10 protein-coding genes are annotated in these 12,842 nt (G+C 55.1%); 4 read left to right on the top strand and 6 right to left on the bottom strand.

Annotation, left to right across the window (positions count from 1 at the left end):
• Window positions 1–85: 85 nt before the first annotated feature.
• The 4 genes from IE076_RS17670 to IE076_RS17655 all read left to right on the top strand — a co-directional run bounded on the left by IE076_RS17670 (window position 86) and on the right by IE076_RS17655 (window position 5,236).
• Window positions 86–1,141, top strand: coding sequence for a TRAP transporter substrate-binding protein (locus IE076_RS17670; RefSeq protein ID WP_189438113.1), 1,056 nt, complete (start codon window positions 86–88; stop codon window positions 1,139–1,141).
• 124 nt (window positions 1,142–1,265) lie between these two features.
• On the top strand, window positions 1,266–2,663 hold the full coding sequence (locus tag IE076_RS17665; RefSeq protein WP_189438112.1) for a glutamine synthetase family protein: 1,398 nt from the start codon (window positions 1,266–1,268) through the stop codon (window positions 2,661–2,663).
• 34 nt (window positions 2,664–2,697) lie between these two features.
• On the top strand, window positions 2,698–4,080 hold the full coding sequence (locus IE076_RS17660) for an aldehyde dehydrogenase family protein (protein WP_189438111.1): 1,383 nt from the start codon (window positions 2,698–2,700) through the stop codon (window positions 4,078–4,080).
• A gap of 4 nt (window positions 4,081–4,084) precedes the next feature.
• Window positions 4,085–5,236 (top strand): iron-containing alcohol dehydrogenase, encoded by a 1,152-nt coding sequence (locus IE076_RS17655; protein WP_189438110.1) that lies wholly within the window; start codon window positions 4,085–4,087, stop codon window positions 5,234–5,236.
• An 86-nt stretch (window positions 5,237–5,322) separates the two neighbouring features.
• Here the strand turns inward: IE076_RS17655 and IE076_RS17650 are convergent, their stop codons facing one another.
• The 6 genes from IE076_RS17650 to IE076_RS17625 form a co-directional block, all read right to left on the bottom strand.
• The gene (locus IE076_RS17650) at window positions 5,323–7,128 is read right to left on the bottom strand and encodes a M24B family metallopeptidase (protein ID WP_189438109.1); all 1,806 of its coding nucleotides are present in this window, start codon (window positions 7,126–7,128) and stop codon (window positions 5,323–5,325) included.
• A gap of 11 nt (window positions 7,129–7,139) precedes the next feature.
• Window positions 7,140–8,156 carry an ABC transporter ATP-binding protein gene (locus IE076_RS17645; RefSeq protein ID WP_189438108.1) on the bottom strand — a complete coding sequence of 339 codons (1,017 nt, stop codon included), beginning with the start codon at window positions 8,154–8,156 and terminating at the stop codon, window positions 7,140–7,142.
• Window positions 8,153–9,148: an ABC transporter ATP-binding protein gene (locus IE076_RS17640; RefSeq protein ID WP_189438107.1), complete on the bottom strand. Its 996-nt coding sequence runs from the start codon at window positions 9,146–9,148 to the stop codon at window positions 8,153–8,155. Before IE076_RS17640 ends, IE076_RS17645 begins: the two co-directional genes overlap by 4 nt.
• On the bottom strand, window positions 9,148–10,023 hold the full coding sequence (locus IE076_RS17635; RefSeq protein ID WP_189438106.1) for an ABC transporter permease: 876 nt from the start codon (window positions 10,021–10,023) through the stop codon (window positions 9,148–9,150). Before IE076_RS17635 ends, IE076_RS17640 begins: the two co-directional genes overlap by 1 nt.
• Window positions 10,020–10,961, bottom strand: coding sequence for an ABC transporter permease (locus IE076_RS17630; RefSeq protein WP_189438105.1), 942 nt, complete (start codon window positions 10,959–10,961; stop codon window positions 10,020–10,022). The genes IE076_RS17635 and IE076_RS17630 overlap by 4 nt, the downstream gene beginning before the upstream one ends.
• Window positions 10,962–11,148: 187 nt before the next feature.
• Entirely contained in the window at window positions 11,149–12,726 is a 1,578-nt protein-coding gene (locus IE076_RS17625) for an ABC transporter substrate-binding protein (RefSeq protein ID WP_189438104.1), read from the bottom strand.
• Window positions 12,727–12,842: the final 116 nt, after the last annotated feature.

The following is a 12,842-nucleotide window of genomic DNA, read 5'->3' as shown; positions in this document are numbered from 1 at the left end:
GAGTCAGATAAAAATCACAGCCCTCACTACAAGAAATCCACCGGTCAGAGGGCTCCAAAATTCATATTCCAAGGGGAAATTGAGTATGACGAATAGACGTGATTTTCTTAAGAAAGCCGGTTTAACAACCGTTGCAGCTGCTGGGGCGTCCACTCTTGCTGCTCCGGCTGTGCATGCTGCGGGCCGTCCAATCAAATGGCGCTTGCAAACCTATGCCGGTGCCTCACTTGCGCAGCATGTGATCAAGCCATCCATCGACGCCTTCAACAAGGCGGCAAACGGTGAGATGGAGATCGAGCTTTATTATGCGGACCAGCTGGTTCCAACCGGTGAGCTTTTCCGTGCCATGCAGCGCGGTACAATTGATGCCGTGCAATCCGATGATGACTCCATTGCGGCGCCGGTAGATGTTTCCGTTTTCGGTGGCTACTTCCCATTTGCCTCACGCTACAGCCTCGACGTTCCGGCCCTGTTCAACCACTGGGGTCTGAAAGAGATCTGGGAAGAAGCTTATGACGAAGTGGAAGGCGTGAAATGGCTTTCTGCCGGTGCATGGGACCCTTGTCACTTTGCGACAAAAGACCCGATCCGCAGCCTTGCAGACCTGAAAGGCAAGCGCGTCTTTACCTTCCCGACCGCAGGTAAGTTCCTGACGCGCTTCGGCGTTGTTCCGGTCACCCTGCCATGGGAAGACATTGAAGTTGCAATGCAGACCGGCGAGCTGGACGGTATTGCGTGGTCCGGTATCACCGAAGATTACACCGTAGGCTGGGCAGATGTGACCAACTACTTCCTGACCAACAACATCTCAGGTGCATGGGCCGGCTCTTACTTCGCTAACTCCGAGCGTTGGAATGAACTGCCAGAGCATCTGAAGACACTCTTCAACCTGTGCATGGACAGCTCTCACTACTATCGCCAGCACTGGTACTGGGCGGGTGAAGCAAAGCTGCGCACGCAAGGCGAAAAGATGGAGTTGACCACCATTCCTGATGAAGAGTGGGCAACTGTGGAAGCAGAAGCGCACAAGTTCTGGGATGAAATTGCAGCAAAATCCGAGCGAAATGCCCGCGTTGTAAAGATCCTTAAGGAATACAATGCAGCAATGACAAAGGCTGGACGTCCTTACCGGTACGGTTAAACTGGTTTTCAAGAAGGGCCGGTCCGGGTTCCGGGCTGGCCGTATAGTCACTAGGCAATATCGGTGATGCCGCGCAGGAGAGGCAGGGCATTCGCCGCTTTAACAAGGTCCTCGGGGAACAGGTATGTTGCGAGAAGAAACCAAAAAGACACGTAAAACCGGAAAACTGACCCTCGACGAGCTTCGCGAGCTGGTCGATGCAGGTGAGATTGACACGGTAGTTGTCGCGCAGGTGGACATGCAGGGCCGTCTGATGGGCAAGCGTTTTCAGGCTGAGTTCTTCGTGAACAGCGCCTGGGAAGAGACCCACAGCTGCAACTACCTGCTTGCAACCGATATGGAGATGGCCACTCCGGATGGCTACAAGGCAACAAGCTGGGAGGCAGGTTACGGCGATTACGTTATGAAGCCGGACCTTAATACCTTGCGCGTTATTCCATGGTTGGAAGGCACTGCACTGGTTCTGTGCGATGTTCTGGACCACCACACTCACAAAGAGATTCCTCACTCCCCGCGCGCAGTTTTGAAACGCCAGATCGACCGGCTGGAAGGCATGGGCTTGACCGCAAACATGGCGACCGAGCTGGAGTTCTTCCTCTTTAAAGAAAGCTACGACGAAGCCCACAGCAAGGGCTACCGCGGTGTCTCGCCAATTTCCTCCTATAACGAGGACTATCACATCTTCCAGACCACTAAGGAAGAGAACGTGATGCGCGCGATCCGAAACGGTCTGAACGGCGCTGACATTCCCGTTGAATGTTCCAAGGGTGAGGCTGACGCCGGGCAAGAGGAAATTAACGTGCGTTATTCAGACGCACTGACCATGGCCGACCGTCATTCCATCATAAAAAACGGGTGTAAAGAGATTGCATGGCAAAATGACCAGAGCGTGAGCTTTATGGCCAAGTGGAATGACAAAGCGTCCGGCAGTTCCTCACATGTGCACCAGTCACTGTGGGGCAAGGATGGCGAGTCGCTGTTTTACGACCCATCCGCCGAATACGGCATGTCCAAGATGATGCGTCATTACCTTGCAGGTCTGTTGAAGCACGCCAGTGAGATCACCTATTTCCTTGCGCCAAACATCAATTCCTATAAACGCTTCGCAGCCGGAACATTTGCGCCAACCAAAGCCATCTGGAGCCTCGACAACCGTACCGCCGGATATCGCGTGTGTGGGGACGGCACCAAGGCTGTTCGTGTTGAGTGCCGTGTTGGCGGCGCGGATCTGAACCCATATCTGGCCATGTCCGCCCTTCTGGCAGCTGGTATCGACGGGATCGAAAACGAGCTGGAGCTGGAGCCTGAGTTCCGAGGCGATGCCTATGGCGGTGAGGGGGTTCGCGAAATTCCCAAGACTCTGCGCGAAGCCGCAGCCCAGATGAAGTCCTCTGAAATGCTTCGGACTGCCTTTGGAGAGGATGTGATTGATCACTACGCACACTCCGCCAAAATCGAGCAGGATGAATACGACCGCCGTGTAACTGATTGGGAAGTTGCCCGCGGGTTTGAACGAGCCTGATGTGAACAGCCTCGCTGTGAATGATGAGTTGACCATGACAAAAACACTAAAATGTATTTCGCCGGTTGATGGTTCTGTATTTGCAGAACGTCCGGTCGCGACCCAGAAAGAAGCAGAAGCCGTCATCGCTAGAGCCAGGGCTGCACAGAAAGAATGGGCGGCACGCCCGGTGCAGGAGCGCATTAGTCTGGTGATGGCTGGGGTTGCAAAGATTGGTGAACAGAACGACCAGATCGTTCCTGAACTTGCAAAAATGATGGGCCGTCCGGTGCGTTATGGCGGTGAGTTTGGTGGCTTTAACGAGCGCGCGTCGTACATGGCTAAGATCGCGGAAGAAAGCCTGAAGCCGATCGTTGTCGAGGAAAGTGGCGACTTCGAACGCCGCATCGAGAAAGAGCCACATGGCGTTATTCTCATGATTGCGCCATGGAACTATCCGTACATGACCGCAATCAACACCGTTGCACCGGCCCTGATTGCAGGCAACGCAGTGATCTTGAAACATGCAACCCAGACCCTTGTGGTGGGTGAGCGCATGGCCGGTGCCTTTGCTGAAGCAGGTGTTCCGGCAGAAGTGTTCCAGAACCTGTTCCTTGATCACGATACCACCTCGCACCTGATCGCGGGCCGCAACTTCGGCTTCGTCAACTTCACCGGCTCTGTCGGTGGTGGACGCGCCATGGAGATTGCGGCGGCTGGCACCTTCACAGGCCTTGGCCTTGAGCTTGGCGGCAAAGATCCCGGCTACGTGATGGATGATGCAGATGTTGAGGCAGCTGCCGAGACCCTCATTGACGGTGCTATGTTCAACTCCGGCCAGTGCTGCTGCGGTATTGAGCGTATTTATGTGCATTCTTCCAAGTACGATGCGTTTGTGAAGAAGGCCGTAGAGATTGTTTCTGCCTACAAACTCGGCAATCCGCTGGACGAGGCAACAACCCTTGGCCCAATGGCCAGCGTCCGCTTTGCAGTTTTGGTGCGCGAGCAGGTTGCTGATGCTATCGAAAAAGGCGCCAAGCCTTTGATCGATCCGGAGCTTTTCCCGGAAGATGACGGCGGCGCTTATCTGGCTCCGCAGATCCTCGTGGACGTCAACCACGATATGGACATGATGCGCGAAGAAAGTTTTGGACCCGTGGTCGGGATCATGAAAGTGGAAAGCGACGAAGAAGCGATCCGCCTGATGAACGACAGCCACTATGGTCTGACAGCTTCTCTTTGGACACAAGATGCTGCACGGGCGGCGAAAATCGGCGCGCAGATTGAAACCGGTACTGTCTTCATGAACCGGGCTGATTATCTGGATCCGGCTCTGTGCTGGACGGGTTGCAAAGACACTGGTCGCGGTGGCGCTCTTTCTGTCATCGGCTATCAGAACCTGACCCGTCCGAAGTCCTACCACCTTAAAAAGGCATAAGAAAATGACCTTGACAGCAAACTGGAGCTACCCAACCTCAATCCGCTTTGGTGCCGGACGTATCAAGGAACTTGCCGATGCCTGCTCCGCTGCAGGTATCACCAAGCCTCTGCTTGTCACCGACCGAGGACTCTCGCACCTCCCAATCACAAACGATACAATAGACATCATGGAGAAAGCCGGTCTTGGGTGCGCTATTTTCGCCGAAGTCGACCCAAACCCGACTGAACTCAATCTGGAGGCGGGTGTTGCCGCGTTTAACGCCGGTAATCATGATGGTGTGATCGCATTCGGAGGTGGTTCCGGCCTTGACCTTGGTAAGCTGATCGCTTTCATGGCACGACAAACCCGTGCGGTTTGGGACTTTGAAGATGTCGACGATTGGTGGACCCGCGCTGATGAAGACGAGATCTTTCCAAACATCGCCATTCCAACCACAGCCGGAACCGGTTCTGAAGTCGGCCGTGCAAGCGTTATTACCAATTCCGAAACCCATGTGAAGAAGATCATCTTCCACCCGAAGATCCTTCCAAGCGTGGTGATTTGTGATCCGGAATTGACTGTTGGTTTGCCAGAAAAGATCACCGTCGGTACTGGTATTGACGCCTTTGCCCATTGCCTTGAGGCCTACAGTTCTCCATTTTATCACCCAATGTCCCAGGGCATTGCGGTGGAAGGCATGCGCCTTGTGAAAGAGAACCTGCCAAAAGTCTTTGAAAATCCAAATGATATCGAAGCGCGTGGCAACATGATGAGTGCAGCAGCCATGGGGGCGGTCGCTTTCCAGAAGGGACTTGGTGCCATTCATGCGCTGTCTCACCCAATTGGCGCGCTGTACAACACGCACCACGGGATGACCAATGCTGTGATCATGCCAACGGTGCTCAAATTCAACCGCAGTGCCATTGAAGAACGCATTGACCGTCTTGCAGCGTATCTGGGTATAGAGGGTGGTTTCGACGGCTTTTACAACTTTGTTATGCAGATGCGTTCGGATATGGGTGTTCCGGAGAACCTGAGCAAGATGGGCGTTGGTACTGATAAGATCGATGTATTGGCCGCAGAGGCAATCAAAGATCCAAGCGCCGGAGGCAATCCGGTTGAGCTGACGCTTGATTCTGCAAAAGCACTGCTCAAAGAGGCAATCGAGGAATAGGCTTACGCCTGATCCATTATGTCTTACAAATACTTAGCCCCGCAGAGCGTGCGCTGTGCGGGGCTTGTTATATCTGGCGGGCAGAGTTATTCCGCCAGCTCGGTACAGCTTAACAGATAGTCATAGGCATCCGGGCTCAGCTCCGGGCCAAGCACCCGTTTCAGATCCGTATTGTAGTCGCCAAGCCATTTGAGTTCGGTCCGTGTCAGGTCAACCATGTTGAGCATCTGCGGTTCGATCGGAATGTAGGAGAGGTTCCTGAAGGCAAGGAAGCCATCGTCTTCCTCGACAATCTCGAACAGGTTCTCAATCCGGATACCGTATTGATCTGCAAGGTAAAATCCCGGCTCGATGGACATCACCATACCAGCAACCAAATCCACCGGATTATGAGGTTTGCCGATGCGTTGCGGTTGTTCGTGGACCGAGAGGAAGTGGCCGATACCATGTCCGGTCCCGTGGTCGTAGTCGAGTCCCAGATCCCAGAGCGGTCTACGAGCAAAACCATCGATATGATGGCCTTGGGTCCCTTTTGGAAACCGCAGTGATGCAAGGGCGACAAATCCTTTAAAAACAGCGGTGTAGGCGCGTTTGAACTCCGGTGATACCTGCGAAAATGCAAAGGTGCGCGTGGCGTCCGTGGTGCCATCCTGATACTGACCGCCGGAATCCAGCAGGTAGGTGTTCTCGGGTAGGATGGCCGCGTTGCTGGCATCAGTTGCCGCGTAGTGGCACATGGCTGCATTGCCAGCGGCGGCAGAGATGCTTCTAAAGCTCGGATATACAAAGTCTTTCTGGCGTTGGCGCTCCATCAGGATTCGCTCTTCCGCGTCCAGTTCGCGCACCGGATCACCAGCCTTTGCCCGTTCCGGCACTTCCCGCTTTAGCCAGGCTGCAAACTCGGTCCACGCAATTCCGTCACGCACATGACAATCACGCAAGCCTTTGAGTTCTCGATCATTTTTCTTCGCCTTGGTTAGCGTAACCGCGCCTTGCTCCATCATCGGAACACCGCCAGCTGCCTGAACAGCGCTGCGGGTTGCGACCGGGGAGCATAAAGGATCGATCAGAACCTGCGTGCCTGATTCCGTCAGTTTTTCCAGTGACCCGATGAAACTGGCAGGGTCGGCTGTCTCAACATTCTCCAGCTCATACTCACTCAAGTCATTGGAAAGCTTGCGGGAATCCACGAACCAGTTGCAAGAACCATCATCCTTCAAGAGCAGGAAGGAGTGTGGGATCGGGTTGAACTCAACGTCGCCACCGCGAACATTTAGGAGCCATGCGATATTGTCCGGCTGGGTTTCAACCAGCATCTTTACGCCAACTGTTTTGAGAAGCGCGGCGATCTCCGTACGCTTCTCCATGCTGGTTTTTCCTGCTTTTTCAATGGAGTAGGGCATAACCGGAGCAAGTGGTTTGTCCGGCTGATCGGACCAGACCGCATCAATGAGATTGCCGACTGTTGCCACTAGCGCAGCACCTGCTTCTTCTGCACCACCTGCAAAGCGATCCCACCAGAGGGAGGGGATAAGCATGGGATCGACGCCGATCTGCTGACCCGCCTTCATATTGGCAGATATCCAATTTTCCAGTGGTTCATCAAAGATATGCTGGTAGGAAAACACCTCACTGCTGCATTGGTTGCGCACCTGAACGGTGTAGCGGCCATCAACGAACATAACCGCTTGATCATGCGTGATAATTGCCAGACCAGCAGAGCCGGTGAAGCCGGTTGCCCATGCCAGACGCTCATCATGCGGGGCGCAGTACTCCCCCTGATGCTCGTCAAAGCGCGGGAGAATAACCGCATCCAGTCCGGTCCGTTTAAGTTCGCCCCGAATAAGATTCAGACGATCTGTAATTGTCTCAAACTTCTGATTTTCCAACATATATCGCTCGCCTACTTGATGAGGACTGGCGCTGATAAAAGCGCTTCGGCATGGTGACAAGCCACCTGACCCAACTCATCCACCGCCCTCAACTCTGGGATCTCTGTCCTGCAAAGGTCCGATGCATGGGGACATCTTGCATGGAACGCGCAGCCCTTGGGCACGTTGAGCGGGCTTGGCAGTTCGCCCGAAATTGAAGGCCGTGTATGGCGTTTATCGGGATCAAGAGAAGGTGCTGCTGCCAGCAAAGCTTTGGAGTAGGGGTGTTTTGGGGCGTTGAAGAGCTCTTCTGAATCTCCGATCTCAACAATGGAGCCCAGATAAATCACCGCGACCCTGTGGGATACATGGCGCACAAGTCTAAGGTCATGAGCCACGAAGAGGATGGTCAGATGCAGCTTTTCCTGCAGCTCCAACAGCAGGTTTACCACCTGCGCCTGCACGGAGACATCCAGCGCGGAGACCAGCTCGTCGGCAACCAGCACTTCAGGCTCCACCGACAAAGCCCGTGCAATTGCAATGCGTTGACGCTGGCCGCCGGAAAACTCATGGGGCAGCTTGTCCGCCGCATCCTGAGGCAGGCGCACCAAATCGAGCAGCTCGGCGATACGGTCGTTGATCTGCTCAGGAGGCCGCATGTTGTGAACGCGCAGCGCCTCGGTCAAAACCTGCCGCACTGTCATGCGCGGATTGAGGGAGGAATAGGGGTCCTGAAACATCATCTGGACCTTGCGGTTATACTCCCTCAAATCCGCCGCGTTTTTGGCAGCAACCTCGTGCCCATCGTAGCGAATGGTGCCTTTGTCAGCCTCGTAAAGCCGGGCCAGACAGCGCGCCAAAGTGGACTTCCCACAGCCAGATTCGCCAACGATGCCAAGGGTTTCACCCCGTTTCACCTCTAGGCTTACCCCATTGAGCGCTTTGACTTTGCGTAAAGGTTTGCGTTGAATTGCGTCGAAAAGGGATCTTTTGAGCTGAAAGTGCAAATGCAGGTCTTCAACTTGCAAAACCGGAGCCTGATTGGTCATGCGGGCACCTCCTCGCGAGCAACCTCAAGAAAATGGCAGGCAGATGAAATTCCCTCATCAATAACTAACAGGGGAGGCTTGCTCTTCATGCACACGTCCTCTGCCTTCAGACACCTTGGTGCGAAGGCACAGCCTTGTGGCAGGGCATCCAGCGCAGGTGGTGTGCCGGGAACAGAGTAGAGCGGTGTGCGGGGAGGAATGTTTTCCGGTACCGATTTCAAAAGACCGAGCGTATACGGGTGCTGCGGTCGTTTCAAAACATCACGCACCGATCCGGTTTCCACCAGACGTCCTGCATACATCACCGCAACGCGGTCACAGGTTTGGGCGACCACGCCCAGATCGTGGGTCACGAGCACAATCGCCATGTTGAGGTCCTTGGCCAGAGACAGCAGCAGTTGCAGGATCTGGTCCTGAATAGTGACGTCGAGCGCGGTGGTCGGCTCGTCCGCAAGCAGCAGTTTCGGATTTGAGGCCAGCGCAATGGCGATCATGACGCGCTGGCGCATGCCGCCAGAGAACTGGTGCGGGAAGTCCTTGAGCCGTGAGGCGGCGCTCGGAATGCCCACCATGTCCAGAAGCTCAATGGCGCGGGCCTTGCGGGCGGCACGTTCCAGCTCGGTGTGGGCCTTCAGGTTCTCCTCAATCTGCAAGCCCACGGTGAGCAGCGGGTTGAGGGATGTCATTGGTTCCTGAAAGATCATGGAGATCTGGCTGCCACGAATGGAACGCAACTGCGTTTCGCTCCGGGCAAGCAAGTCTTCGCCCTTCCAATAGACTTTTCCTTCCACCGTGCCGTAATCACGGGCAAGGCCGATGATGGAGCGCAGGGTGATGGACTTGCCGGAGCCGCTTTCCCCCACCAGCCCGAGGACCTCGCCAGCGCGCACATCAAAGGAGATGCCATCGACGGCTCGCAGGACACGGCCTTTGCTGTGAAAGGTGGTCGTCAGATCGCGAACCTGTAACAGGCTTTTTTGCTGGTTGCTCATCAGGAGGCCCCCCGTGGTCTGAGCACATCGGCAAGGCTGTCTCCGACAAGAGAGAACCCGAGCCCCGTCAAAACAATGGCAATTCCCGGCATCAGGCTCATCCACCACGCGGTGGTGATGAAGTTGCGGCCTTCTGCAATCAACACACCCCATTCTGCCTGCGGAGGCTGCGCACCAAGGCCCAGATAACCAAGGGAGGAGCCCAGCAGAATTGCCAGCGCCATATCAGTCATCCAGAAGGTGATGAGCGGCGTCATGGCATTGGGCAGCAGATGACGGAAGATGATGCGCGGTGAGGAGTAACCCATAACGCGGCCAGCAGAGGCATAGTCGCTTGTCATCTGGGTCATGATTTCAGCACGGGTGAGTCGGGCATAATAGACCCACTGCACCAGCGTAACCGCCACATACATGTTGGTCAGTCCCGGTCCCAAAACCGCAACAACGGCAATGACCAGCACGAGAAACGGGAAGGTGATGGTCACATCCACCACGCGGCCAAAAAGCACGTCGGCAATGCCGCCGTGATAGGCTACCAGCGAGCCAACAATAACGCCAATCACCATGGCAAAGAAGGTGGCGAAAAACGCAATCTGCATATCAACCTGATATGCCCAGATGACACGGGACAGCGTATCACGGCCCAGATTGTCTGTGCCGAACGGGTGCGCCCAGCTTGGTGGCTGCTTGATCGCCATAAAGTCAAAGGCATTGGGATCATACGGCGCGAACGCCCCTGGAAACACAGCCAGAATGATGGAGGAGGATAAGATGAAGAAGCCCAGCAGAAACCCCGGTCGCAGCAGCGCTTTGACCCGTGGGTGCAGCTTCGGTTTTTGTGGTGTGGTGGCTTGAAGTGTATCGAGCTGGGTCATGACAGGCGCAACCTCGGATCAAGCCATGCCTGCACCATGTCGGTGAACAGAAACACGAGAGAAACCATAACAGCGAAGGTAAGAGTAAGGCCCTGAATCAGCGGATAGTCGCGGGCAAAGATAGCTTCCAGCATCAAGCGGCCAAGGCCGGGCACGGCGAAAACGGTCTCCGTTACCAGCGTACCGCTCATTAGTGCGCCGATGGAAAGGCCAAGCAGGGTGACGGTGGAGATCAGCGCATTGCGCAGAACATGGCGGCCCAGAACAACACTGCGCGACAGGCCCTTGGAGCGGGCGAACTGCACATATTCTGCATCCAGCACCTCAATCACCGCAGAGCGCAGATTACGCATGATGATGGCGGAGGTGTAAAGCGCGACGGTGAGCGCCGGCAACATGAGGTGGTGCAGGTGTTCCAAGAACGTGGTGCCATACCCGCCCACCGGAAACAGCCGCAGGGAGGCGGCGAGGAAGGTGAGCAACAACAGGCCAATGTAAAACACCGGTGTGGAGAGCCCCACCTGAAAGCTGCTGCGAATGGCAATGTCGAGCATGCCGTTTTTGTTCAGCGCAGCAACAAAGGCAAGGGGACCAGCAATGAGAATGGAAAGGCCAACCGCATAAAGGGTGAGGAACGCAGTTACCGGAATACGTTCGATAATAACGTCAAGAACAGGGGCTTTGAGCAGAATGGATGTGCCCATGTCACCGCTCAGGGTGTTCTTTACGAAGTAGAAGAATTGCATGAAGAAGGGTTCATTGAGCCCTAGTTTTTGCCGGATCAGTTCCAGCTGTGCTTCAGTGGCTTTGGCATCGGCCATAGCAATGGCCGGATCCCCTGGCAGCATACGCACGAGCAGAAAGATAACGACCATCACAAGAAGGAAGGTCGGTATGATCTGCAACAGGCGTGACACCAGATAAGAAAGTGACGACATTCCTGAGTCCTATTAGGGGGCATAGGGATAAAAAGCCGAAGCGACAGGTTTCCGGGCGTGACGCTTCGGCTTTTTGGATTGCGTTAGGCAAATGGTCTGCGCCTACCAATATGAACAGACCAACCTACCCTGGCTGACATGTGCCCGGTGGTGGGGTCGCAGCCACCGGGCACACTCATTGGAGGAATTATTTTGCAATCCACGCCGAGGAGAACTCATTGTTCCCCAACGGTGTCTGGAGATAGCCATTCACGTTGGCAGAAAGGGCCACAGCAAACGGCGTTTCATAGAGGAACAACAGCGGAGCAGCATCGCGGTAGATTTCCTGCATGCGCAGGTACTGCTCACTGCGTTTTTCCGGGTCGATCTCTGTGTTAGAGGCTTCATACAGAGCGTTGAACTCTGCATTGTTCCAACCGGTGCCCACAGCCTTGCGGGTTGGGTAATAGCCCAGCCAGCCAGCAACCTGCGCCGGATCATTCACATCATTCACCCAGCCGTAGGTGTGAACATCAAACTCACCGGAGCGGTTTTTCGCACCGCGGGTTGCGTTATCAACCTGCTCCACCTTCACACTCACACCGATGGCACCCCACATCTGCTGGATCGCTGCAAACAGGGTTGCATCATCGGAAGAGCCAGCCAGCGTGGTCAAAGTGATTTCCGCGCCTTCAAGACCGGAGGCCGCCGCCAGCTCTTTCGCCTTGGCAGGGTCATATGGGAAGAGCGGGCCACCATCATGCGCCAGCTGGGTTGTCGATGCCATCAAAGGTGAAGTCATCGGTTGACCGGTGCCATGGGTGATCAGCTGGATCAGGGCATCCTTGTTGATCGCGTAGTTGAGTGCCTGACGCGCCTCATTTGTCGCCATCGGGTTCGCAGAACCGTCCGCACGGGTTTCGCGGGAGTTGATTGGCGCGTAAATGATGCGGGTGGACGGGTACAGCTCCATGTTGATCGCAGGGTCTGCTTCCAGTTCCGCAACGCGGGAGAATGGAACAAACTCGGCGCCGTTCACTTCACCGGCCTGTAGTTTCAGAATACGGGTTGCATCATCCGGAATTACGATGAAGCTGACTTCATCCAGATATGGCAATGCCTTACCGTCTTCCCCCTGACGCCAGTAATGCGGATTTGCAGAGAACGTCATGGTGCTGCCGCGAGTACGCTCTTTAAGCGTAAATGGTCCTGAAACCGGTGTGCCCGCCGCAAACAGGGCCGTTGCTTTTTCCTGATCCGTAGCACCCGGCGCGGCTTCAAACGCTGCCTTGGAAACAATCGCGGTGTTGAAGGTTGCCAGAATGGAAATGATTGTTGGATCAGGGTTCTTCATGGCAAGCGTCACCCCACTCTCGGTGGCAGTGATGCTTTCAACCGAGCCCAGCAGACCAGACCATGGGCCGAAATCCGGATTTGTGGCGCGCTCTAGAGAGAACTTCACATCTTCTGGCGTAATCGGAGAGCCATCGGAAAACTTGATGCCCTCGCGCAGAGTCAGAGTGACGGTTTTACCGTCCAGAGAAACCTGATAGCCGGAGGCCAGACCCGGAACGATGGTTCTACCGTCTGCCTTCGTGCGCAGCAGGGTGTCGTAGAGGTTTGTGACCATCCAGATATCAGGGTTACGGTCCGCATAGACCGGATCAACCAGATTGGAATCATCATAGCGCGCAAAGGTAAGAGCGCCGCCTCGTTCCACTGCCTGAGCCGAATTTATGGCGAGCATCGACACGCCTGCGAGCGCGGCAATCAAAAAAGTCTTCATGATAGTCCCCTCAAATGGTACACACCGGGCATGCTCTGTTGTTTTTAGGTGCATGGTGGTGTGCGGGTGATGGCTTCTCCCAGTACTTCCATCAGCCATCGGTGATATATCAGTAT

It is taken from the genome of Pseudovibrio japonicus (assembly GCF_014651595.1).
GTDB lineage: Bacteria > Pseudomonadota > Alphaproteobacteria > Rhizobiales > Stappiaceae > Pseudovibrio > Pseudovibrio japonicus.
The sequence above is the reverse complement of the archived record's forward strand: the minus strand, read 5'-3'. Positions and strand labels throughout refer to the sequence as shown.

Coding starts and splice junctions, on each gene's coding strand:
- IE076_RS17670 (WP_189438113.1), top strand. CDS start 86: ATGACGAATAGACGTGATTTTCTTAAGAAAGCCGGTTTAACAACCGTT.
- IE076_RS17630 (WP_189438105.1), bottom strand. CDS start 10,961: ATGTCGTCACTTTCTTATCTGGTGTCACGCCTGTTGCAGATCATACCG.
- IE076_RS17625 (WP_189438104.1), bottom strand. CDS start 12,726: ATGAAGACTTTTTTGATTGCCGCGCTCGCAGGCGTGTCGATGCTCGCC.
- IE076_RS17665 (WP_189438112.1), top strand. CDS start 1,266: ATGTTGCGAGAAGAAACCAAAAAGACACGTAAAACCGGAAAACTGACC.
- IE076_RS17645 (WP_189438108.1), bottom strand. CDS start 8,156: ATGACCAATCAGGCTCCGGTTTTGCAAGTTGAAGACCTGCATTTGCAC.
- IE076_RS17660 (WP_189438111.1), top strand. CDS start 2,698: ATGACAAAAACACTAAAATGTATTTCGCCGGTTGATGGTTCTGTATTT.
- IE076_RS17640 (WP_189438107.1), bottom strand. CDS start 9,148: ATGAGCAACCAGCAAAAAAGCCTGTTACAGGTTCGCGATCTGACGACC.
- IE076_RS17650 (WP_189438109.1), bottom strand. CDS start 7,128: ATGTTGGAAAATCAGAAGTTTGAGACAATTACAGATCGTCTGAATCTT.
- IE076_RS17655 (WP_189438110.1), top strand. CDS start 4,085: ATGACCTTGACAGCAAACTGGAGCTACCCAACCTCAATCCGCTTTGGT.
- IE076_RS17635 (WP_189438106.1), bottom strand. CDS start 10,023: ATGACCCAGCTCGATACACTTCAAGCCACCACACCACAAAAACCGAAG.